Raw genomic sequence first — 21,939 nt, 5'->3', positions numbered from 1 at the left:
ATACTGAACATAAGACTAGTAAAGCAGGTGATGAAGGTGCGTTCCATCTTTTTTATATACATAGGAGATTTAAAGCGGATCGTAACAAACTGGGCGGCAATTATCGTGGTGTTGGCGCTGATGATTCTTCCGTCTTTGTACGCGTGGTTTAACATTGAGGCTTCGTGGGATCCGTATGGAAATACAAAGGGATTAAAAATTGCGGTCGTGAACGAAGACACAGGAGCAACTGTACGAGGGAAATCCGTTAATGTAGGGGATGAAGTCGTGAAATCGCTCCGAAAGAACAAGGCGCTCGGATGGACATTCGTAACGGAAAATGCGGCCAAAAAGGGCGTTAAGTACGGCGATTATTATGCAAGTATTCACATCCCTAAAAATTTCTCTACGCGCATTGCGAGCATTTTAGAAGATGAGCCAAAAAAGCCTGAGATTGTGTATACCGTCAACGAAAAGATAAATGCGATTGCACCGAAAATTACGTCAAAGGGTGCTTCAAGCGTAGTAGAAGAAATTAGCCAAAACTTTATTAAAACAGCGAACGGTGCGATCTTTCAAGTATTCAACGAACTTGGCATTACGCTTGCGCAAGACTTACCGACTATTAAGGATGTAGAAGCACGTATCTTTGAGTTAGATAAACGCTTTCCGGAAATTCGTCAAGTTGTCAACGAAGCTCTGACAACCACACAAAAAGCAGATGATCTCGTCGGAAAGGTAGAGAGCGCGCTACCAACCATTGATAAGCTTGCAAAAGATGGTCAAGAGCTGTCTGGTGGACTAGTTAATTTTCTAAACAAGAGCGATGAGACGCTAGATGCGATCGCCCCCAACATAAAACAAGATTTAATCGTTCTTCAGCAAACGGCAAATGCTGTTCAAAATGTCACAACCGGATTGTTAGACGAAAATCCAGATTTAGAAGGGGCCAAGGCTCGGGCTGATCAAGCGATTGAGCGAATTACCATTAGTACAGGCGTCATTGATCGACTACTTTCTCTATTTGAAAAGCTGAATAGCCTTGCATCTAATTCCCCGCTTTCTCAAACGATTGAACGGTTAAAAGGTGTGCAGACGCGGTTAAACGAACAAAAAGCATTGATTGAGAAGCTGAAAACAGCCGTTGAAAGTGGGCAAAAGCCAGCGGAATCACTGATTAATCAGCTAAACGACTCATCCAAACGAATCAATGATGAACTGTCATCCATCGTAGACCGTTACGACAGTGAGATTGTTCCGGCAGTAAACGACGCGGTTACAAAAGCGAAGAATACCGCGACGACGGCGAATGGACTTTTAACAGAGGCAAATAAAAGCATGCCTGAAGTAAAGGGGGTTCTCTCTAAAGCCGCAGAAGGCGTTAATTTAGGAGAAGAAGAGCTATCAAAGCTGCAAAAAGACCTACCAGGTATGGAGCAAAAAGTGCATAATATCGCCAAACGTATCCGTTCATTTCAGCAGCAGGCAGACATACAACAAATCATTGATCTATTGCGAAACGATGTAAAGCAGGAGAGCGACTTCTTTGCTAATCCTGTTTTACTAAAGGAATACAAACTCTACCCAATTCCGAACTATGGGTCTGCAATGTCTCCTTTCTTTTCGACGCTATCTCTTTGGGTAGGTGGATTATTGCTCGTATCATTACTGCGAACAGACGTTGAGGATTCGGAGAACATGCTGAAAAGCCATCATGAATACTTTGGGCGTTTGTTTACATTCGTTACCATTGCATTATGTCAATCCCTCATCGTGACGCTAGGTGACTTATTTATTCTTCATACGCATGTCGTAGACAAAGGCTGGTTTGTGTTATTTGGATTGTTTAACAGTCTTGTATTTATGACGATTATCTACACGCTCGTATCAATATTCGGCAATGCAGGAAAAGCATTATCTATTGTGCTACTCGTTCTTCAACTATCAGGAGCAGGTGGGACGTTCCCGATTCAAGTCGCACCACAATTTTTTCAAAACATTCATCCGTTTCTTCCGTTTACGTATTCGATTAGTATAATGCGAGAGGCGGTAGGGGGAATTTTATGGGGAATTGCCAAGAGGGATATTTTGATTCTCGTGTGTGTGCTAGTGGGAGCGATTTTGTTCGGCGTCTTTTTGAAGAAGCCGCTAAGTAAATCGAGCAAGCGACTAACAGAAAAAGCAAAAGAAAGCAAACTAATTCACTAATGGTTTATGCAGAAATTACGAGTAATAGGACTTTCGTTTGAAAAGCATTCACCTATTAAGAATGTGTAATATACTTCTTTCTTTTTAATATTTTTTGGATTAAAATGGTAAAAAGAAAGAGGGGGAACGAAGGATGCCGACAATTGAAACAGAGCGATTAGTACTAAGAGAACTAGTAGAGGAAGATGCACCGGTACTGTACGATTACTTTTCGGATAAGCACGTGCTCGCCTATTACGGAATGGAGCCGCTTCAATCGCTGCATGAAGCAAAAGCGATGATTGAGAATTTTAACGCGATGGTTGAGAAGAAGCAGGGAATGAGGCTTGCTATTGTTGAGAAAGAAAGCGGAGAAACGATTGGAACGTGTGGTTTCCATAACTATGCCCCCCGTCACAAACGCGCAGAAATTGGCTATGAGCTAGCACCATCTCATTGGGGAAAGGGATTGGCAACTGAAGCAGTAGAGGCGCTCATTGATCATTTGTTTTCAGCGCATCAGCTTAGTCGAATTGGAGCTGTTGTGTTTATTGAGAACGTCGCTTCACGAACGCTTCTTCAAAAAATGGGGTTTCAAGAAGAAGGGGTTCTGCGAGAATATATGGTTCAATCCGGAGTGGCTCATGACGTCATCATGCATGCCATGTTACGAAGTGAGTGGAAGAAATCATGAAGCATTTTGCTCTTTAAATAACATGCAACTGTCGATAGATTTTAAAAGGAGTCGTAACGAATATGGCAAGAACTTCAGGTTGCTTCACGATTGTGAGAAATGAAGAAGGACATATACTGTTAGTGAAACGAAAAGATTATCCTCTTTGGGATTTACCAGGTGGTATGTTAGAAGAAAATGAACAATTGGAAAACTGTGCTACAAGGGAAGTAGAAGAAGAAACAGGGTATACCATTACAATCACACGGAAAATCGGTGAATACGATCAGCCCCAATATGATGATGTTCAACACATATTCCTAGGTGAAGTACACGGTGGACAACCAATCAAAGAGGGTGTTGAAACAAGCGGAGTAGGGTGGTTTAGTCCTAAAAATCTACCTATTATGATCATTCCTAACAGAAGAAAACAAATTAAAAATTTTTTGCGAGATAAACACATTATAACCAAAGCGTCAATACGTGTCTCTCCTATGAAAGTAGCTATATTTAAAACGGTGTTAAAAATGTATCGAAAAATCGTATGATAACGAATAAGATGTTAGAGGAAAAAGGCTTGGGGAGCTTCCCAAGCCTTTTGTATATAATTTGTGCTTTTGCTATTTAGCATAATCAATATGCAGATCTTTTCTTCTGTAAACGCTAAGCGCAATCCCGATAAGAAAACTATTTAACAGCATAGGGGTTAGTCCATAACTAATAAACGGCAGGGCTAGTGTGATAATAGGGAAAAATCCTACGACCATGCCAAGGTTGCTTAACAGCTGAATGGTGTAAAGCGCGGCTGCGCCTGCGAGAAGTCGTTTTCCGTACGAGTCCTGAATGCGGGGTAGCACGTAAAACATCCGAATGGTCAAAAGGATCATTAAGAGAACTAAAATTCCCGCTAAAATCCATCCGAACATATAGGTAAAGCTGACGAACACAAGATCTGCTTGTGGAGACGAAAGGGCGCTTTTCGAGATGGCATGCCCAAACCAACCGGCCTCACGAATCAGACGATGAGCCAATAAAAGAGTAGAGTTATCATAAACGTCTGGATGTAAAAAGGCCAAAAAGCGCATTTTTTGATAAATCATGAGCTTTCCCCATAAGATGACGCTGCTCGTTCCAACAAGTGCTAACGTTGAGAAAGTGATCATGATCACGCTTTTTTTCGTGAACGGACTCCACCAAAGCATGATAAAGACGGTTACGCTGTACAAATAAATAATCGATAGCGTACTGTTTTGAAGAAGTAGGAAAAGAGATAACAAAAACAACAAAAGAAATTTCCATATTCGAAACGTTTGAGAGCTAAAAAAGGATGCCCAAGCAAGAAGGAAAAATGGAATAGCCATTGTACTGTCTATCGCAAATGAAGCGATGGATAAATAGGCTCGGGCGTTAATCGTGATGTTAAAAAAGAAGTGAATAACGATTAAAATTCCTGCACCAGCTAGATAAAAGAGCCAGCCGAGATGCCTAATTTTACGGTAATCAATGAACATCATGATCATTGATACACATAAGCCTATAATGACGGAAACCACTGCCTTCGAAAATGAAAAGCCACTATACCCGAAGCGACTGAGCGTGAAAAGAGATAATAAACCAAAGGATAAAATCGTAAGCAACAGACCAATCAGCAGCCAGTCTACTTTCGGACGGTGTAATTTATTCAGCTGTTTCCCTAGTAAAGTAGGGCTTCCCATTTGTAGCACGGCTTTTGTTTCTGCTTCTTGTTCTTCTAATCCTTTCTCGATCCAGCTCTGTTTTGTACGGAGGAGGTGATCATCCAGTTCTGCTTCAATTTTTAATTTCGCTTCTTTGGATGATAGCTGAGATTTTACCTCTTGTAAAAATGAACGGCGGTTAACACTCATGCGTACGTCCTACCTTTCTAGTAAAGCCATGAGGTTTAGTGCTTTTGTTGGATGCTCGGCTTTCTTTACGATCTTTTTTCCTTTTGATTGAAGGTAGTATTCTTTTTGCTTTTGATCGTTCCATGTCGCTCCAACCCAATTTTTTAGTTCAATGGAGTGTAAAAGCGTATATAGAGCTCCTTCGTCTTCCTCAAACTTTTTAATCCCGCGACTTCGTAAGCGCTGTGTAAGTTCAAAACCGGTTTTTGGTTCCGCAAGTAATTGAAGAACGGCAAGTAGAATATCCTCATCACGTTCTTCCGTTTGACGAATTCGATTCATGACGTTTCGTTTGTGCTCATTTGTAAAGGTTAATTTACTGTATTCTGAGTGATCGATTGATTTCTTCAATTTTTTTAAACGATTCTCCATCATTATTCCTCCAATTGCTCTTTTAATAGAGCCTTTGCTCGTCTAAGTCTCGTTTTTACGGTGTTCGTGCCGATGCCTGTGATTTGAGCAATTTCCTTAATCGCTAAATCCTCATAATAAAATAAGTAGATTACTTCACGATAGAGGAGTGGGAGGGACATAATGGCCTGAATTAATTCCTCATCTTCTTCCTGTTGAATAATGACCTGCTCGGTCGTATGAGTAGGTCGGTCAATCTTTTCTGTTTCTACGGTCACCATATGTTTATAGTGCCAGCTTTTTAAGTAATCCTTGCAATGATTAATCGCAATTCGCCACAGCCAAGTGCGAATTTTTGCTTTACCAGTATAGGTATGGAGGGACTTGTAGCACTTCACAAAGATATCTTGGGTAAGGTCTTCCGCTACTTCTTTATTTCGTACGTACGAATAAACGAGGCGTAAAATATCTTGTCCATACTGATTCATAATTTCATCTATTAAAAGTTCCTTGTCTTCTGTTTCAAATGCTTCTGATAAAACTTCCTGCACGGGGTGCACCTCCTTGCAATAAATATAGACGACGCTTGTAGAAAAAAGTTTTATAAAATCGTAAAAAAATAGAAAAATTTATTGTAACGAAAAAATACGGTTGCAATGTGTGAAAGAAATTATAAAAAAATTAGAAGTGTATGGAAGGTGTGGTGATATAGTAAAAGTAATGATTACATTGTTGCAAGGGGAGAACGCTTTATGAAACGTATTAAGCTGTGGGCAAAGAAATTAAAACAGTATCTTTTTATCCTTTATTTCGCGTACAAAGATGGCCGTGTGCCTTTGTACGCCAAGTTATTTACGGCAGGTGTGGTTGCTTATGCGTTTAGCCCGATCGATCTCATACCAGATTTTATCCCGATCATTGGGTATTTAGATGATCTTGTTTTTGTTCCGCTGGGTATTATACTAGCGTTAAAAATGATCCCACAAGCTGTGCTAGCAGACTGCGAGAAAAAAGCCAACGAGATGATGAAAAACGGCAAACCGAAAAATTGGGTGGTGGGGACAATCATTCTCGCACTGTGGGCGCTTTTTGCTCTGTGGTTTTCTGTCACCGTTTACAAACTTGTGAAATAGGTTCCGAACGAAAAAGATGCTTAGAGACATATCTCTGAGCACCTTTTTCGTTCACGATGTATGTGGTGTTACTTATTGTACAAGTCTTACAAGCATATGAGCGAGCGCGTGCTGATGTTCCTTGTCTCCTACTTTCCATAATTCATGAAGCAAATTCTCTTCTGCATTACGAGGTTCTTCGTGTGCCGCTAGATAATTCGCTACCTTTTCAGTTGCCTTCGCCAGTTGCTCTTCGCTTAAACCGAGCCTTTCACCCTTGTGTACTTTGTCACCTAAATAGCGTTTGAATTCATCGAAATCTTGTAAAATGCGTTCTTTTTTTTCAGAATCCATTTGTGCAACCTTTTGCTCAACATCCGTATTTGCCACTTTGAAAACCTCCTTAAAAGTATGCTTCACGACATACATACCCACGCGTCTAAAAGGAAAACATTTCTATGTAAAAGATCTAAGCATTAAATTGAATGAGCGCTGGAAAAAGAACCATTCTAAAGAGAAGGGTCACTCTACCATTGACGGCTAGGACATTTTTCTGTATGATTCTCTAGGTGTTTGTGCACGGCGTGGTTCGTAACCATCCCACGTAAAAAAACTAAGGAGAACAACTAGATGAAAATTAAAACCTTAACCATTAACGGACTATTTGCCGCTCTCTATATCGTTGTATCTTTGATTATACAGCCCATCGGTTTTTTAAGTATACAGTTCCGCGTACCGGAAATATTTAACCACCTTGTTGTCTTTAACAAGAAATACATTTATGGAGTTGTACTCGGCGTCTTTTTGTCTAATCTCTTTTTCTCGCCTATGATGCCATATGACATTGTATTTGGTGTGGCACAGTCAATCATTGGCCTCGTTATTACTATTTTTACCGCTCGCTTTATTAAGAGTCTGTGGAAGCGTATGTGGATTAATACAATTGTATTTACAGTGACGATGTTTATCATCGCATTTGAGCTGAAGCTTGCGCTCAATTTGCCGTTCTTTTACTCATGGGGAACTGCAGCAGTGGGTGAGTTTGTCGTAATGGCTGTTGGTATGCCTATTATGATGGCTATTCATAAAAAGACACGCCTTGATACGTTAATTGAAGACTGAAAAACGCTGGGATGCGCCAGCGTTTTTTTATTTGGAGGTTTCCATAGGAGCGAAAGGTGATCATGAACAGATGTTTTTGAAAGTGGCCTTTTCATCGTGATATGTATGTTGATAGATGTGTGTGGAACAACGGTTGACCAGATAAATGGGGAATGTTCGTACAGGGAATGAGCTGTGAGAAACGGTTTTTCTTGGCTAACATGGTTCCTATGCGTGTGATGATCACGAGAACCAGTCATTTTTCCTTCATGATAGCGAGTAAACGAGTGATTTACACCTAATAAAAGCCAGCATTTTGTCATCTGAATAAATTCCCCCAATTCGCCTTAATTTCCGCATTGCACCTTCTATTAAAAAGAACCATTGTAAAAAAACGAGGTCATCAGTTAAAATAATTGTAAAGTTTTCATTATTTTGTCATGAATAGTGGAATTTGTGATAAAGTGTAACGTTGTAAGCTCTAGGAAAAGAATGGGAGCGTTCAACATGCGAGATATGTTGTTAAAACCGTTACGCCTATAAGAGCTTTTACATTCTAGGGAGAGGTTGGTCAGCGCATGACGTTTTTTGGCGCAACACATGAAAACCATACGTTTTACGCATATTCAACGGCACATTGGTTTGCGATTGGTGCTCTTCTGCTGATGATTGTTTTGTTATGGCTCATAAGAGGATATCTAAAACGATCATCACATTTAAAAAAGATTGAAATCGCCTTTGCGCTTAGCCTAGCTTCAATGGAAATTCTCTACAATTTGTGGCTCGTACATATTAAGGACTGGAAGCTTGCGCATTCCTTGCCGCTCGAATTATGCAGCATTAGCCTGTGGCTTACTGTTATCTTGCTGTTTACGCGCAGTAAGCTTATTTACGACATTGTGTTTTTTATTGGTATCGGGGGAGCGCTTCAGGCTATTTTAACGCCGGAATTATACTATTCGTTTCCGCACTTTCGCTATTTTCATTTCTTTTACACGCACATCATCATTATTACGAGCTCGCTGTATTTTACGTGGGTCCGAGGCTACAGACCGACGTTCCGAGCGCTTGCCAAAACGATGTTATTCTTAAACATTTTGCTTCCGTTTATAATGTATATTAATCATCTGTTTAAAGGTAATTATATGTTCTTAAGCCGAAAGCCAGGGCATGGGAGCCTACTGGATCTTTTAGGTCCGTACCCATGGTACATTTTATCGCTCGAAGGGGTCGCCTTTTTTATTTTTGCGCTGCTGTGGATTTTATTTCGTCAGCGCAGTACAGCTAAAATTGTCCGTCCTGAACAGGCTTAAAAAAAGAAAGAGACCCGCGCAAAGCAGCGCCGAGGTCTCTTTTTACTTATTCAAAATAACGAAGAGCATCTTTTCGAAGCTTGGATTTAGCTAGGTCAGACTTTGAGTAGTCATAGTCATAGAGTGCTCCTTCCCAATCTCCGTACATTGGATTAGGGAACACAATTAGCTTTTGCCCAAACAGCGCATGCATGGCATCCGCATTCCAATTTCGCTGAGTGACGCTTTGGTGATCAAAGCCGCTAAAATCAGACAGGTTATCCCCAAAGTAGAGGAGGATGTCGTGACCTTTCATCACTTCTTTACGACGAGGCTCTTTACCAGGCTGATTTGGTTGCTGAAGTAACACGTGTTCTCTTACAGCCTGAGGTGCGCCAACCATTTTTAAGTTTTTAAGCGTTGCGTCGAGCTGATCCGCCCCACGATTAGAGATATAGTAAATGTCGACGCCACTTTTATTGGCACGATTTAAAAAGTCAATCGCACCAGGCAGTGCCTTTGCCTCTGCTTGTTGTACCCATTTATCCCAGTTGTATGGAAAAAGCTTTCCCGTTTTAACAGCAGATGCTTGATATGGACTGTTATCTAAGACGGTTTCATCTAAATCTAGTACGACAGCAGGTTTCTTTTTTGTGCCTTTTTTGAGTGCTTCTTCTAATCGAAGCGTTCCGATATTATACCCTTGGTAATAGAGGGCTCTTGTTTCAGCAGCTGTTTGATACCATGCATCAGCCATGATTTGCTGATTCGTTAATTCATAGTGAGTATCGAGATTTATTTTTTTCGCTTCTGACTGTAGGGTGCATCCGCTCATCACGAGGGAGAGTGCAACAGCTCCTATGGCAGGTACTGCACGTTTAAATAGATTTTGCATTGTATAACCTCCTAAAATCATAAAGTATCTATTAGTAGATTGTTCCTATTTTTGAAATTTATCCAACGTTCTTTGACGAATAGGAAAGGGAATTTGTTTAGAGCTGTCGAATGATATAGAAAAAAGGAGGGATAGAGATGAACAAACGTTGGTCGAATCATTTATCCATTTCAGAAGCGTTAAGAAGTGATTTAGTCGCTTGGGATTTAGCTTTTCACGATGCGCTCCTTCAAGCAGAAGAGCATAAACGGAGGATACAGGAGAATCCAACTCATTATTTTGATGAATCAGAAGACAAAGAGGCGAAAGAAGCTTATTATCAAACGCTTTCCTTTGAACAGGACGGCCATGAACTATATCAAGCCCTTCATGAGCTAGTCAAAAGAACTCATTTTCATCAAATTCCGTATCACGAGAGCACAAGCAAGCACCTTTACCCATGGGTTGACTTGCAGGAAAACGGCATGCTAAAAAGCATCTATGCCGGAAAAGAGCAAGAACCAGAAGAAGCCATTAAGCATGACTACCAGGTAGCGCTCGAAAAACGAAAGATGGCTGAAACTTACTCCTTTAACGAACTTCCTCCACATACTATTACCGAAATGGAACAAAAGCTAAAATACAACTGCGAGCACGTTGTTCCACAGTCATGGTTTCGAAAGCAAGAACCGATGAAAGGTGATCTTCACCATCTCTTTACATGTGAGCCTCGCTGCAATTCAATGCGCAGCAACCATCCGTATCATGATTTTGCGGAGTACACCCCTGAACGATCCGTAGCAGGTATTCGCGATGCCTGTGGGAAACAAGAAGGAAACTTTTTTGAGCCCGAATACGGAAAGGGAATTGTCGCACGCGCCACTCTTTATTTTCTGATTCGCTATCCTGAAGACATACAAAACGAATTTTACCATCAAATTGATCGTACGCTTCTGATTCGCTGGCATAACGAATTTCCTGTCTCACGCTATGAGAAACATCGTAATCAGGCGATTTATGCTATTCAAGGAAATCGCAATCCTTTTATTGATTTTCCTGAATTAACAGACAAAATTGAATGGTAAGATGTTTTGACACACAAGAAGAGGGTAGTTCACTCTATGAGGGTTGCCTTTTTTTGCGGCGATCTAATAAACAAATGGGGTGACGGTTAATAAAATGATGTTATCAAGGCAAGATGTGGAGCAGCTAGAGGACAAAGCAAAAAGGGAACAGAAGGAGCACATGAAAGCCAACTGGTATGTTAAATCTATTAAGAGTAACCTGAACATCCAAGAGTTAAAAGATCGTTAACAGAAACCGTGAGAAAACTTCCGTGCAGGAAGTTTTCTTTTTTGATTATCGTCATCTACCAGTAAAAGAATAAAAAAGAAAAATATGGTATAATGACAAAAAGGACGTGATGACTTGGAGTTTTTTGCACCAGATGTATGGTTTTATATCCTCTTTGCTGTTACTGCATCAATCTTTTTGCATGCGCTTCTTAAGACATCCGCACTTAAAACGGTGCAAAAGCACGTTCGTATTCAGCAAAGAGATGTATATCTCGTACGTAATAAAAGCCTCATCCTTGTTCATCATTTTGTTGCCTGTCTGTACTATAAACATAGATTCGTCTTTACAGTACATAGGCAAGAAGCAATTGGTGAACAAGATGACGAGGGACCGCATATTCTCGTATTTTCTTAAAAAAAAGAGAAAATACGGGAGGAATGTACATGTTTACAAATCGAAAAATGCTATTGATTATGCTTGCTATTCTTTTATTGTTAACTGGCTGTGCCCCAGTATCTATTAGCGGGAATTCTAACGGAGGGCTTTGGAGTGAACACGTCATTTATCCAATCACTCTACTCATTATTTACATGGGAAATGCGTGGTTTCATCATAGCATTGGATTCTCCATTATGTTGTTTACACTTGGTGTTCGAACGCTTCTTTCTCCACTGAATGTTGTGCAGTATAAGAGTCAGCTAAATACAAAGAACATACGGCCCAAAGTGCAGGAACTAAAAGAAAAATACACCGGAAGTGACAAAGAGAGTCAGCTAAACTATCAGCAAGAGCTGGCTGAACTGATGAAAGAGAACGGCGCAAATCCACTACTCGGATGCTTGCCTCTTCTCGTACAGCTACCTATTTTCTCAATTGTCTATTATGCCATTCGGGGAGTTGATGAAATAGGTTCATCCTCTTTTCTATGGTTGAACCTTGGTCACGCCGATCCCTATTTTGTTTTCCCATTGCTTGCAGCTGGGTTAACGTTTGTGCAGACGAAAATGATGCAGCAAGGTCAAAATGGAAGCAGTGTGCCAGCTGGGCGGCTTACGCAATTCCTATCATCTGCTATGATCCTCATCTTTGGATCCTTTTCACCTGCGGGATTGGTTCTCTACTGGATAACAGGAAATCTATTTATGATTGTTCAGAGTATGATACTAAAAAAATGGTTTGGGAAGCATGCGCTTACCGCTGCTTGAAGAGAAGGATTGCCCCCTATAGAGAGGGCAATCCTTTCTTATGAGAAAGGAGATAATTCTAAAAATGAAAGATTATGTGATGAGGTTAAAAGATGGAAGAGCGCTTGCTTATACGATTTACGGCGACCCAGCAGGAGTTCCGCTGCTTTTATTGCACGGCACGCCAGGATCTCGACTCTGGTTCTTGAATAATGAGGCTATTGCCAAACAAATGACTTCTTCTTAAAACCTGTCCTTCTTTCTTCTTCATTCACTACATATATTCATAGAAATACGCGATAAAGGTGGATATATGAGACGTGGATATGAATATAGGGATTCTATTTAGTTCGCTTTGTACAGTCTTAGGTGCGCTACCAGCACTTTTATTTCGCAATGTATCACACCGTATAAAAGATAATCTATTAGCTTATAGTGCCGGAATTATGGTGGCCGCCTCGACGTATGCGCTTATTCCATCTACGTTAAAGCTATCTAATATATTTGTGCTGACGTGTGGAATTTTACTAGGAACAGTGGCTCTTACTTTACTAGAAAGCTGCCTGCCTCATGCCGATTTGGATCACAGTGCCCAATCAGCCAGAGCAGCAGGACCTCTTCTCGTGATTGCCTCAATGGCCATTCATAACATTCCTGAGGGCATTTCTGTCGGAATTAGCTATTCGAGTCCGTTATCAGAGCTTGGAAATTTAGTTTCCTTTTCCATTGGTCTACAAAATATACCCGAAGGATTTCTAATCTGCTTGTTTTTAGTCATGAACGGAGTCCCAAAGCAAAAAGCAATTGCGCTTAGTGCATTTACGGCAGTTATTGAGCTTTCTTCCTCTTACATTGGCCTTCAGTTATCAGATCAATTTTTAGGGATCGTACCTTATGGGCTAGCGTTTGCGGCGGGCTCAATGCTTTTTGTTGTCTACAAGGAGTTAATCCCTGAAAGTCATGGAGATGGTAACGCTAGGTCTGCTACTTTTTCGTTTGTCGGGGGCTTGCTTAGTATGATTATCATGATTGAATGTTTAAAATAGGGAGGGAAACACAGTGAACACCACGATTTACTTTGTCAGACACGCTCATTCAACGTACACTCCTGATGAGCGTGAGAGACCGCTTTCCAAAAAAGGATTAGCTGATGCGCATGCCAGATTTATATAAGCTTACCTTTTCTAGGCAGAATCTAGTGACGATACAGCGAGTTTTAACCGACTAAATAAAAAGATAAAAATAGGGATTGACAGCAATTTTTAACAGGAGTAATATTACATTCATAATTCAATAAAGCCTGAGCGCTGAGTTCTTTTTAGAAGCGGGGGACCCATTTTTGTGTGAATAACACTTGGGGTGAATCCTTTTTTTGAGGTAGGGTTACTCTTATGACCCGAATCCGACAGCTAACTCCGTAAGCGTGGTGAGAGAAGGTGACCTTTTTGAAAAAAACAAGGTAGTCGCCTTGTTCCTTTTTTGATTATTAAATGGAAAAATTTGTAAAAGGAGCGAGAGCATGAGCTATTTATCCGTGCAGGACGTTAAAATCATTGAGCAGCTAGCAGCAAAGGATCAGCAAGCACACCAGCTAGCGAATTGGTACACAAAGAAAATGAATATGGCAGGTTTTATAAAAAACAACAATTCTAAATAAAGAAAAACGCTGAATCCATACAGAGCGGGGGACCCATGATTTTGTGTATGTAACACTTGGGGTGAATCCTTTTTTGAGGTAGGGCTACTCTTATGGCCCGAATCCGACAGCTAACTCCGTAAGCGTAGTGAGAGGTAGACCATCACGTTTATTTTGTGATGACTCGAAAATGTATTTGTCGAGGCCTTTTTCTCGTTTCTACGCACTGTATAGACAAGAGGGAGAAACGATGATGGTACACGAAGTATCTTGGATAATGATCTGTATACAAAATCCTGAAAAACTAGAAAGCATTGTGGACTACTTGTTTGATGACTATCATGTAGTGGTTACAAACAATCCAGAGGTCAAACAGCAATTGCATGATATGTGGATGGAAGACGTTATTTTGTTAGGGCATGAGGACACTTATATCCCTCACAATAGACGCATTCGCCAAGTCATTATTATTGACGATGTGGTACTGTCCATTATAGATACCATTGAGAGGGTAAAAATGAGCGTTCAGGCACCGATTATGCTCATTACCAAGAATAAATACTACCCTTTTAAATTTTATGAACTGATGGGTATTCACTATGTGATGATGACCAACTATAATCAATTTCCATTCCTTCTCAGGCAGCGAGCTTACTCGTAAACACCTTGAGCAGAAGGAAAGGGAATTCGTACATGAAAGAGAATGCGATTAATACGATTATTCGAGCGAGCCTCGTTTGCTTGAATTTATACGGGCTGCTGCACAACATTAGCACCGCGTTTCCAAAAGAAAAGGAAGAAGACGTTTCCAATCGGTTCGTTTGGCTAAGTCAATTATCTTATTCAGATCAACTGATAAGCCCGAATGCTTCGCGAAAAGCCTTTCGAAAGGTCGTTGACAAGTACAGCGAAAGAAAAACGTGCTGCTTAATTGCGCAAAAAATAGAGAGAAAAGAAGTTAAGCGATGCTCATCCATAAAGGTTTATGCCTAACGTATTGTGATTTTATACAAAGATGTAAAATAATTGAATTTTAAAAATTGTTGTGCTATGATGGGTGTACGAAACCTTAAAGGATTCGTCATTATTCGGTAAGCTATAGTGGGGCACTGAGCAGACGCTCAGTGGTCCATTTTTTTTATTTATACGGATCTCTTGACGTTTGGCTCACCGTTTCATATAATTATCTTTAATTAAAAATAATTTATTTAAAGATAATTAACAAATAAAAAAGGAGTGGAGAATATGCGTACAGCTGGCATTCACCACATTTCAGCCATTGTCGGTCATCCACAAGAAAATGTTGATTTTTACGCAGGGATATTAGGACTTAGAATGATAAAAAAAACGATTAATTTTGACGATCCAGGCACCTATCATCTTTACTTCGGAGACGAAGCGGGGACACCAGGAACGATCATGACCTTCTTTCCTTGGCCAAAAGCGATCAGCGGTCGAATTGGAACGGGCCAAGTAGGGGTCACAACGTTTGTTGTTCCCACGGGTTCGTTGCCTTTTTGGAAAGAGCGCTTAGAAACATTTGAGGTAGCTGTTAAGGAGGAAGTGCGTTTTAACGAAGACATACTATCATTTGAAGATCCACATGGTTTGCGCTTAGAGATTGTAGCAAGAGAAGGCGGAGAGAACAGCACGTGGAGCTTTGGTAGCGTGACGCCAAGCGTTGCGATCAAAGGTTTTGGTGGAGCGACTTTGCTGTCAGCTAAACCAAACGAAACAGCTCATTTATTAGAGCACGTATTAGGTTTAACACGAATCGGGGAAGAGAATGGGATCATTCGCTTTCAGTCAGAAGCAACGATTGGAAATATCATTGACATTCAAACAGATGAAACCGTTCGTGGTCTTGCAGGTGCGGGTACCGTTCATCACATCGCTTGGCGAGCACAAGATAATGCTGAGCATGAGAAGTGGAGAGAACACGTCACGAATAGCGGCTATCATGTGACTCCAGTAAAAGACAGAAATTACTTCAACGCCATTTACTTTAAAGAGCATGGGAATATTCTGTTTGAAATTGCGACTGATCCTCCTGGATTCTCAATTGATGAACAGGTAGAAAAGCTAGGTGAAAAGCTGATGCTTCCAGAATGGTATGAAGAGCAACGCGAGAAAATTGAGGAAGCGCTAATTCCGATCACGGTTAAGGAATTAGAGAAAGAATGAAAAAAGACTGCCCTATAGCAGTCTTTTTTCATTAGCTGATTTCTCGCTGAATTTTTTTAATCACTTTTCCAAGCTCTCGATTAAGCTGATGTTCACTCACATGCAACAGCGTCCAGCCTTTGCATTGAAAAAAGTGTTTCTTTTTCTTTACCTTCATCATTTCCCACGAAGAGCGAGAAAATGGATTTTCCATGAGGTCAATGGCAATTTTATATTGAGGAATAACGAGACTGATGACGTACGGACCAAACGGCTCATTTGTCCGCACCCGGTAGCCGCTAATAGTTAGAGCCTGTGATAGTTTTTGAGCTAGAGGACGACGAGGTGCTGAAAGTGCGATAGGTGCTGTATACGCAGGCCGTTTGCGAAGGGAAGGCGGACCGTATAGATAATACATAATTATCAAGATCGTTAACCAAATAGAACCCATGAATAAAAGGACGAGCATAAGATCATGATCCATGTTTCACACTCACTTTTCGTTTTTTTTGTTACATACGAGAGTAAACGTAGTATGCCCATTTTTTTGAAAAAGAACAAAAACTTGTGAACATTTTGCGAATGTTTTTTAACAAATATATGAACAGTTTTTGAAAACATGATACATCTCTTGACTACTTCTTTCGATACAACGAAAAAAAATCCTCTTCAACAAGAGGATTTCTTTAAGCGCGGAGCACAAGAATCGAATTATGTATTTAACAAAATAGTAACCGTTACACTTAAGACCACTCCTACACCAATTACACCTATAAGAGCAGGTATTCTCGCCTCTTCCTTGTGAATTAAGCTCAGCAACCATTCTGCTAAAAACTGAAAAAATACGATCATTAATAAAAGCGTTATGTAATAAAAGTTGCTCGGCTTGTAGTAAATATACTTAGAGAAAACGCTGATTCCAATAAAAAATAAACTAAACGATAATAATGCAGATAAACGAATCATCCTTACACCTAACTTCTATAGCTTCATTCTCTACCCTAATGAACATCATTTGGCTTTAACTTTGTTCAGAAGGTAGAATATTCTTTATTTTCACTTCTGATAATACCACATGAGAAACGGTGGTTGCTAGCGGCATTACGTCGTTAATAAACGATTCTAGCATCGATAAGTCCGGTAACTGCAGTTTAAGTACATAACACGCCTGCCCGGCGATACGATAGCAAAACTCTGCATATGGATACTCCGCTATGAATTGTTGAAAGCGAGGGTACTGGCCGTTTTTTATGGTCAATTCTACAATACATGCAACGGGAAGTCCAAGCTTTTTCTTATTTAGTTTGATCGTATATTCTTCAATAATACCTGCTGATTCAAGTCTCTTTACTCGTTCAGTTACGGACGGAGCAGACAAATTTACTTTCTTAGCCAGTTCACGCATGGAAACACGGGCATCAACCTGTAGATGCTGTAAAATTAAACGGTCAATATCATCAATTTTCATTCGAATCGTATTCCTCCAAATTTTGTTTTAAATGATAAGAAAACAGAAGAAATACATATTAGATGAAATGTGAATTCTCCTATTTTTCTTCTATTATAAAATAGAAAGGAAGGGAAGAAAAGATGCCAAGAATTCAACTACCAGCAGCAGAAGGAACAAATTTTGAAAATGCGCTATCACTCGTACCAAATGTTAAAAAGATGTATGATCAACTCTATGAGGATCTCTGGAGTTCAATGCTTTTAACAAAGGAAACGAAGGAGAAAGTTCGCGTGTACCTAGCGAATGTGAACGGCTGTGCAACCTGCATGAGCCTCTCATATGTAGATGACTATACGTTAAATGAACAAATTCAATCTGCGATCCAGTCAGGTGACTTCACCTCGTTATCTGCTTTTGATCAGTCGCTGTTTTCGTTTATTCACACCTATCGCACGGCACCACGTAAAGTAACAGATCAAGAAATAGAGAGCTTAACAGGTACATGGTCTAATGAACAGATTATGGAGCTGCTTGCCGTTATTAATTTATTTGATGGTTTTCATAAAATTATCGTCAGCCTAGACTTGTACGATTTTTGCTCCTTAAGGTAAAACAAAGCATGAAAATAAAGAAAGTCTATAAAAAGACTTAGTTTACAAATGAGCATAGGTGATTATAACTATTTATTTTTCTAAAATAGAGATAAAGTCAGAGAATCTGACAGGGGAAAAAAAGCGATTTGAGAAAGTCCCTAGAACTATAGATTTTTTAGGGAAATCGTGGATAATAAAGGTATCTTCAATTTTTACGATATTATGTCCCCCCATAATATATAGAAGAAGTTGGGAAGTACGGTGCGAGATAACTGTGCTTCTATTTTTTTGTCCATTTTTTCCGTTCTTCTTACGCAACGTATGTTCTCCTTTCCTCATCTATTTACAACTCTCTTTTTTTTGTGATATAGTACCAATGATCAAATCATCCTACGTTTAAGGAGAAAAACATGAACTTACATAAAACCAATCGTTTATCACTTGTCGAACAAGTCGTACTGCAAATAGAAGAATTAATTGAGTCTGGAAAGTGGCCCGTCGGAACGAAGATCCCACCTGAACCGGTTTTGATGGAAGAGCTAGGTGTAAGTCGAAATACGCTTCGTGAGGCGATACGTGCGCTCGTTCACGCTGGGCTTCTTAAAACTCGTCAAGGGGACGGAACGCATGTATGCTCATCAAGTGTTCTCGGAGCGGTCTTAATTAAGCGTATTCGTCAATCCACACTTGTCGAAACGCTAGAGGTGCGTCATGCGCTTGAGTATCAAGCGGCTCTTTTAGCCGCGCATCGGCGAACAGATGAAGATGTTGAACGTATTTCATCTCATCTGAATGCTTGTGAAAAAGCAGCCGCTGATGGTGACATGGAAGGGTATGTTCGTGCGGATTTGAACCTTCATCTCGCGATTGCAGAAGCGACTCACAATGGCATTTTAATTGAACTTTACGAAAATATGATGGAGGCGATTCAACTTTCTGTTAACAGCCTGATGGAAATTACGCCTCAGTCAGATATTTACCAAGAAACGCATCATCAAATGGTGGAGGCCATTATTGAAAAGGATGCGGATCAAGCGGTAGAGGCCGTTAATGCGTATATTAAGCAATATATGAAAGAAGTCGAACAAAGATGGGAGGAACGATCATGAATGCAGAGAGAAAATTAGACGAACAGCTCTACACAGAGTCAGAACGAAAAGTGGCTCCTAAAGCTGGTACATGGCTTCTTATATTAGGAATTATTTTCATTGCGATGAACTTACGGGCTCCGATTACATCTGTAGGACCTCTTGTAGGACTCATTCGAGATAACCTTCACATATCGAATACGTTAGCTGGAACGATTACAACCGTTCCGTTACTTGCTTTTGCGCTCGTTTCTCCATTTGCACCAAGGCTTGCAAAGCGTTTTGGGATGGAGACCGTTCTTTTTGTTTCATTACTAGTTCTTACTGTAGGAGTTATTTTACGCTCGTTATCAGGTACGCTCACGTTATTTGTCGGAACGATTATGCTTGGTCTTGCCATTGCGATCGGAAATGTATTGCTTCCAAGCATTATAAAGAAGGAATTCCCTCACAAAATTGGTTTAATGACAGGCGTGTATTCGGTTGCCATGAACCTATGTGCTGCTGTTGCATCTGGTTTAAGCGTTCCACTTGCGAGCAACCTTGGATGGGGTTGGATCGGGGCACTAGGCTATTGGGTCGTTATTTCATTCGTATCCATTTTAGTATGGATGCCACAAATGAGGAAAAGAGTGAAACCGCAAATTGTCAAAAAATCAGCTAAGTCAGAAGGGAATTTGCTGCGCTCTGGCCTTGCTTGGCAGGTTACGTTCTTTATGGGGCTACAATCACTGATTTTTTACACGATTGTAGCGTGGCTTCCTGAAATTCTCATTGAACAGGGACTGAGCTCAAGTGCTGCTGGATGGACGCTTTCATTACTACAATTCGCTGTTCTTCCAGTCACGTTTTTAATTCCTGTTTTTGCAGGGAAAATGAAAAGCCAAAGTGGATTAGCTGCTGCAAGCGGAGGATTATTTGTGATTGCCATTCTAGGCTTACTGTATGGTTCAACAAGCTTAACCGTCTTATGGGTGATTCTTCTTGGGGTTGCAGGGGGCTCTGCGTTTAGCCTTAGTATGATGTTTTTCGGAATGCGCACGACGACTGCAGGAGAAGCAGCAAGCTTATCAGGAATGGCGCAGTCCATCGGGTATCTTCTGGCGGCAGTGGGGCCAACGCTATTTGGTCTTTTACACGATACGACCCACAGCTGGACAGCTCCTCTTTATATGCTTGTTGTCGCATCAGCGCTTATTTTACTTTGCGGCATTGGAGCAGGACGTAATAAAACAATTGAAAGCTAAAAGGCGGTTACGATACCGCCTTTTTATTATGTCTTCCTTGGGTGGAAAAGTGAATGTTCTACCTTTTCGGTTAACTTGCCAATGAGAATGAATGGGCGTTGCCTTTTAGCTTATAGTATGGAACTGTTTCCCACCGATCCATCCCACTTTCTCTCGCTTTATCAATTGAAGCAAGTCAGAGGCGGATTTAAACCGTAAGTAGTTCGACATCCCCGATAAATATCCGAACATCCCCAGTAATGACAACACCCTTATCTAAAATACGGACAATGTCTTCGCCAAGACTTAAGATGTGTTACGCCGATCTTCAGTACGACGTCTTTACCACCAACGTGTGCATTTTCAGATGGTTTATACAAAATGGATTTTTTCTTCATCTAGAGAGACAAAGGAGCTATAATGAAAGAAAGGAAAGAAGGAAATTATGGAAATTATCATAATCGCTGTTAGTATAGTTGCTGCCTTTTTGATAGGAAGGGCAATTAAAAATAGAAAATCTTCCTTTTCGTATACCGTTTACGAACGAGCAGGTATTCGGAGTGACTTAGGATTAGAAGAACTGCTTTCTCACTTGGAAAATGCTATGCCTGAATCATATGCTGCTCATGTGAAAAAAAGAGTGATTGGTGAAGGACAAATCAGGGAGGAAGACTACGACTATTATGAAATGGAGCTGAAGCGATTTTTCTTGCTCAGCACAATTTTAAAGGAAGTACCCATGTATAGTGAAAAGGTAGACGAAATTTGGCACGCTATGCTGATGTTTACAAGAGAATATGAGCGCTTTTGTGAGGATTACAAAGGAAACATGATTCATCATGCACCATCAGTAGGGAACACGACTGAAGAAAGAGCGTTTTTTGAATGGGTGTATGGGCGCCTATTTTTAACGAATGAAGGAACACATCGTACATATGGACGCTTTTTTCAACAACCTCTATCAAAAATTATTATTGAGAATTTTAATGAGCTTAGTCACGATGAATTAAAAGAAACGTATTTTCAAACACATACAAGTGAAGAAGCCGCTAACGTGATTGATTTACTGATTCCGAAGCTGCAATATGACATTCAACACGTTAAAGGTGGAGACTATAAAAAGAGGTCAAACTATTTCCAAGACACAGATCCAAATACGATGATTCCACTAATGATTTTTTACTCTGACACGTGTTCGACCAATGATCAATATTGCGAACGTATGAATGATCATTTGCCCTCTCACACTTCTACCCATCACCATGATCATCATCACTCCTGTAGCGGTCATTCTTGTAGTAGCCACTCCTGTAGCTCTGGAAGCTCGTGTAGCAGCTCTTCATGCGGTTCTTCTTCCTAAACAAAAAAGACGCGGTTTCGCGTCTTTTTTTATGCTTGCTGATGTTGTGATGGCGTGTAGTGATAGCCTGTCGAATTAGAATCGCTTTTTTGCTCATGCGGAATTTTTGGTGCTGGTGGTCCCATATCACGGGGCCCTTCACCAGGAGCTGCCGGTAATAAGAAGGCAACGAGTGCTACAACAATCGCACCGATTGTAGGGACAATACAAATCATCCAAAACGTTAAATTGCTTGATTTTTGTTCTTGATCTTCTGTTTTCATGTGATGGCGCATAGAACGTTTCTATGCTTCCTCCTCTCGTCACGAAGTACGATGTATATCTTTTGTTTATCAACAGTATCATTGTGGTATAAGGTAATGACTACATATATGATTACAACATATTTATGTCCATAAAAACAAGAAAAAACTCTGCCAAATCAAACCGTTTGCCTGAAGGTTCAATAA

Annotated in this window: 30 protein-coding genes, 2 pseudogenes and 3 riboswitches; of the genes and pseudogenes, 21 read left to right on the top strand and 11 right to left on the bottom strand. The window is 40.4% G+C overall.

The annotated features are described in order from the left end of the window. Positions 1–36: 36 nt before the first annotated feature. The 3 genes from IE339_RS15215 to IE339_RS15205 all read left to right on the top strand — a co-directional run bounded on the left by IE339_RS15215 (position 37) and on the right by IE339_RS15205 (position 3,387). A complete protein-coding gene (locus tag IE339_RS15215; RefSeq protein WP_242168840.1) occupies positions 37–2,187 on the top strand; it encodes a YhgE/Pip domain-containing protein in 2,151 nt (716 codons plus the stop codon). A 133-nt stretch (positions 2,188–2,320) separates the two neighbouring features. After that, positions 2,321–2,860, top strand: a complete 540-nt coding sequence (locus tag IE339_RS15210; RefSeq protein ID WP_242168837.1) for a GNAT family N-acetyltransferase — start codon at positions 2,321–2,323, stop codon at positions 2,858–2,860. A gap of 62 nt (positions 2,861–2,922) precedes the next feature. Then, positions 2,923–3,387: an NUDIX hydrolase gene (locus IE339_RS15205; RefSeq protein WP_242168835.1), complete on the top strand. Its 465-nt coding sequence runs from the start codon at positions 2,923–2,925 to the stop codon at positions 3,385–3,387. 72 nt (positions 3,388–3,459) lie between these two features. Here IE339_RS15205 and IE339_RS15200 read toward each other — a convergent pair whose 3' ends face one another. The 3 genes from IE339_RS15200 to IE339_RS15190 are packed head-to-tail and all read right to left on the bottom strand — an operon-like array spanning position 3,460 to position 5,666. Continuing rightward, complete coding sequence (locus IE339_RS15200; protein ID WP_242168833.1) at positions 3,460–4,725, bottom strand: FtsW/RodA/SpoVE family cell cycle protein; 1,266 nt, start codon at positions 4,723–4,725, stop codon at positions 3,460–3,462. 9 nt (positions 4,726–4,734) lie between these two features. Next, positions 4,735–5,139 carry a PadR family transcriptional regulator gene (locus tag IE339_RS15195; protein WP_242168831.1) on the bottom strand — a complete coding sequence of 135 codons (405 nt, stop codon included), beginning with the start codon at positions 5,137–5,139 and terminating at the stop codon, positions 4,735–4,737. Then, positions 5,139–5,666, bottom strand: a complete 528-nt coding sequence (locus IE339_RS15190) for a sigma-70 family RNA polymerase sigma factor (protein WP_242168830.1) — start codon at positions 5,664–5,666, stop codon at positions 5,139–5,141. Before IE339_RS15190 ends, IE339_RS15195 begins: the two co-directional genes overlap by 1 nt. 201 nt (positions 5,667–5,867) lie before the next feature. On the opposite strand from IE339_RS15190, the gene IE339_RS15185 reads away from it, so the two are divergent. Beyond that, positions 5,868–6,248 (top strand): YkvA family protein, encoded by a 381-nt coding sequence (locus tag IE339_RS15185; RefSeq protein WP_242168828.1) that lies wholly within the window; start codon positions 5,868–5,870, stop codon positions 6,246–6,248. 72 nt (positions 6,249–6,320) lie between these two features. Here the strand turns inward: IE339_RS15185 and IE339_RS15180 are convergent, their stop codons facing one another. Then, positions 6,321–6,581 carry a DUF3243 domain-containing protein gene (locus tag IE339_RS15180; RefSeq protein WP_242176213.1) on the bottom strand — a complete coding sequence of 87 codons (261 nt, stop codon included), beginning with the start codon at positions 6,579–6,581 and terminating at the stop codon, positions 6,321–6,323. 224 nt (positions 6,582–6,805) lie between these two features. Beyond that, a riboswitch (PreQ1 riboswitch) is annotated at positions 6,806–6,850 on the top strand. A 7-nt stretch (positions 6,851–6,857) separates the two neighbouring features. On the opposite strand from IE339_RS15180, the gene IE339_RS15175 reads away from it, so the two are divergent. Beyond that, positions 6,858–7,349, top strand: coding sequence for a QueT transporter family protein (locus tag IE339_RS15175; RefSeq protein ID WP_242168826.1), 492 nt, complete (start codon positions 6,858–6,860; stop codon positions 7,347–7,349). Between the two features lie 557 nt (positions 7,350–7,906). Beyond that, positions 7,907–8,641, top strand: coding sequence for a YwaF family protein (locus IE339_RS15170; protein WP_242168824.1), 735 nt, complete (start codon positions 7,907–7,909; stop codon positions 8,639–8,641). A gap of 46 nt (positions 8,642–8,687) precedes the next feature. Here the strand turns inward: IE339_RS15170 and IE339_RS15165 are convergent, their stop codons facing one another. Next, a complete protein-coding gene (locus tag IE339_RS15165) occupies positions 8,688–9,515 on the bottom strand; it encodes a 5'-nucleotidase, lipoprotein e(P4) family (RefSeq protein WP_242168822.1) in 828 nt (275 codons plus the stop codon). Positions 9,516–9,652: 137 nt separating this feature from the next. On the opposite strand from IE339_RS15165, the gene IE339_RS15160 reads away from it, so the two are divergent. The 11 genes and pseudogenes from IE339_RS15160 (at position 9,653) to IE339_RS15115 (ending at position 15,794) form a co-directional block, all read left to right on the top strand. Continuing rightward, positions 9,653–10,579: an endonuclease I family protein gene (locus tag IE339_RS15160; RefSeq protein WP_242168820.1), complete on the top strand. Its 927-nt coding sequence runs from the start codon at positions 9,653–9,655 to the stop codon at positions 10,577–10,579. A 94-nt stretch (positions 10,580–10,673) separates the two neighbouring features. Further along, the gene (locus tag IE339_RS24695) at positions 10,674–10,808 is read left to right on the top strand and encodes a hypothetical protein (RefSeq protein ID WP_277933912.1); all 135 of its coding nucleotides are present in this window, start codon (positions 10,674–10,676) and stop codon (positions 10,806–10,808) included. A 114-nt stretch (positions 10,809–10,922) separates the two neighbouring features. Then, a complete protein-coding gene (locus IE339_RS15155; RefSeq protein WP_242168818.1) occupies positions 10,923–11,204 on the top strand; it encodes a hypothetical protein in 282 nt (93 codons plus the stop codon). Positions 11,205–11,233: 29 nt separating this feature from the next. Then, positions 11,234–11,995 (top strand): membrane protein insertase YidC, encoded by a 762-nt coding sequence (yidC, locus tag IE339_RS15150; RefSeq protein WP_242168816.1) that lies wholly within the window; start codon positions 11,234–11,236, stop codon positions 11,993–11,995. Positions 11,996–12,059: 64 nt separating this feature from the next. Further along, positions 12,060–12,221, top strand: a complete 162-nt coding sequence (locus IE339_RS15145; RefSeq protein WP_242168814.1) for an alpha/beta fold hydrolase — start codon at positions 12,060–12,062, stop codon at positions 12,219–12,221. A gap of 79 nt (positions 12,222–12,300) precedes the next feature. Further along, entirely contained in the window at positions 12,301–13,020 is a 720-nt protein-coding gene (locus IE339_RS15140; RefSeq protein ID WP_242176212.1) for a ZIP family metal transporter, read from the top strand. A 13-nt stretch (positions 13,021–13,033) separates the two neighbouring features. Continuing rightward, positions 13,034–13,129: pseudogene (locus IE339_RS15135) on the top strand (histidine phosphatase family protein); the annotation flags it as partial. Between the two features lie 140 nt (positions 13,130–13,269). Next, positions 13,270–13,412, top strand: a riboswitch (cyclic di-AMP (ydaO/yuaA leader). An 81-nt stretch (positions 13,413–13,493) separates the two neighbouring features. Then, the gene (locus IE339_RS15130) at positions 13,494–13,631 is read left to right on the top strand and encodes a hypothetical protein (protein ID WP_157052697.1); all 138 of its coding nucleotides are present in this window, start codon (positions 13,494–13,496) and stop codon (positions 13,629–13,631) included. Beyond that, positions 13,629–13,770, top strand: a riboswitch (cyclic di-AMP (ydaO/yuaA leader). (Overlaps the previous gene by 3 nt.) 90 nt (positions 13,771–13,860) lie before the next feature. Further along, complete coding sequence (locus tag IE339_RS15125) at positions 13,861–14,271, top strand: hypothetical protein (protein WP_242168812.1); 411 nt, start codon at positions 13,861–13,863, stop codon at positions 14,269–14,271. A gap of 32 nt (positions 14,272–14,303) precedes the next feature. After that, a complete protein-coding gene (locus IE339_RS15120) occupies positions 14,304–14,603 on the top strand; it encodes a hypothetical protein (protein WP_242168810.1) in 300 nt (99 codons plus the stop codon). Positions 14,604–14,846: 243 nt separating this feature from the next. Next, positions 14,847–15,794 carry a ring-cleaving dioxygenase gene (locus IE339_RS15115; protein WP_242168808.1) on the top strand — a complete coding sequence of 316 codons (948 nt, stop codon included), beginning with the start codon at positions 14,847–14,849 and terminating at the stop codon, positions 15,792–15,794. A 31-nt stretch (positions 15,795–15,825) separates the two neighbouring features. On the opposite strand, the gene IE339_RS15110 is transcribed toward IE339_RS15115, so the two are convergent. The 3 genes from IE339_RS15110 to IE339_RS15100 form a co-directional block, all read right to left on the bottom strand. Next, positions 15,826–16,257: a DUF559 domain-containing protein gene (locus IE339_RS15110; protein WP_242168806.1), complete on the bottom strand. Its 432-nt coding sequence runs from the start codon at positions 16,255–16,257 to the stop codon at positions 15,826–15,828. A 227-nt stretch (positions 16,258–16,484) separates the two neighbouring features. Further along, positions 16,485–16,739 carry a hypothetical protein gene (locus IE339_RS15105; RefSeq protein WP_053401289.1) on the bottom strand — a complete coding sequence of 85 codons (255 nt, stop codon included), beginning with the start codon at positions 16,737–16,739 and terminating at the stop codon, positions 16,485–16,487. Positions 16,740–16,794: 55 nt separating this feature from the next. After that, complete coding sequence (locus tag IE339_RS15100; RefSeq protein ID WP_242168804.1) at positions 16,795–17,241, bottom strand: Lrp/AsnC family transcriptional regulator; 447 nt, start codon at positions 17,239–17,241, stop codon at positions 16,795–16,797. Positions 17,242–17,363: 122 nt separating this feature from the next. Between IE339_RS15100 and IE339_RS15095 the strand changes: the two genes are divergently transcribed. Further along, the gene (locus IE339_RS15095) at positions 17,364–17,834 is read left to right on the top strand and encodes a carboxymuconolactone decarboxylase family protein (protein ID WP_242168802.1); all 471 of its coding nucleotides are present in this window, start codon (positions 17,364–17,366) and stop codon (positions 17,832–17,834) included. 72 nt (positions 17,835–17,906) lie between these two features. Here the strand turns inward: IE339_RS15095 and IE339_RS15090 are convergent, their stop codons facing one another. Continuing rightward, positions 17,907–18,134 carry a hypothetical protein gene (locus IE339_RS15090; RefSeq protein WP_242168800.1) on the bottom strand — a complete coding sequence of 76 codons (228 nt, stop codon included), beginning with the start codon at positions 18,132–18,134 and terminating at the stop codon, positions 17,907–17,909. Positions 18,135–18,226: 92 nt separating this feature from the next. Between IE339_RS15090 and IE339_RS15085 the strand changes: the two genes are divergently transcribed. Then, complete coding sequence (locus tag IE339_RS15085; RefSeq protein WP_242168799.1) at positions 18,227–18,925, top strand: FadR/GntR family transcriptional regulator; 699 nt, start codon at positions 18,227–18,229, stop codon at positions 18,923–18,925. Beyond that, positions 18,922–20,151 carry a CynX/NimT family MFS transporter gene (locus tag IE339_RS15080; protein ID WP_242168797.1) on the top strand — a complete coding sequence of 410 codons (1,230 nt, stop codon included), beginning with the start codon at positions 18,922–18,924 and terminating at the stop codon, positions 20,149–20,151. The genes IE339_RS15085 and IE339_RS15080 overlap by 4 nt, the downstream gene beginning before the upstream one ends. A gap of 100 nt (positions 20,152–20,251) precedes the next feature. Here the strand turns inward: IE339_RS15080 and IE339_RS24820 are convergent. After that, a pseudogene (locus IE339_RS24820) lies at positions 20,252–20,443 on the bottom strand (gas vesicle protein); the annotation flags it as partial. A gap of 132 nt (positions 20,444–20,575) precedes the next feature. On the opposite strand from IE339_RS24820, the gene IE339_RS15070 reads away from it, so the two are divergent. Then, complete coding sequence (locus IE339_RS15070; protein ID WP_242168795.1) at positions 20,576–21,490, top strand: glycine-rich domain-containing protein; 915 nt, start codon at positions 20,576–20,578, stop codon at positions 21,488–21,490. Positions 21,491–21,519: 29 nt separating this feature from the next. On the opposite strand, the gene IE339_RS15065 is transcribed toward IE339_RS15070, so the two are convergent. Next, entirely contained in the window at positions 21,520–21,765 is a 246-nt protein-coding gene (locus IE339_RS15065) for a hypothetical protein (protein ID WP_242168793.1), read from the bottom strand. Positions 21,766–21,939 lie beyond the last annotated feature (174 nt).

It is taken from the genome of Priestia koreensis (assembly GCF_022646885.1).
In the GTDB taxonomy this organism is placed as follows: domain Bacteria; phylum Bacillota; class Bacilli; order Bacillales; family Bacillaceae_H; genus Bacillus_AG; species Bacillus_AG koreensis_A.
The sequence above is the reverse complement of the archived record's forward strand: the minus strand, read 5'-3'. Positions and strand labels throughout refer to the sequence as shown.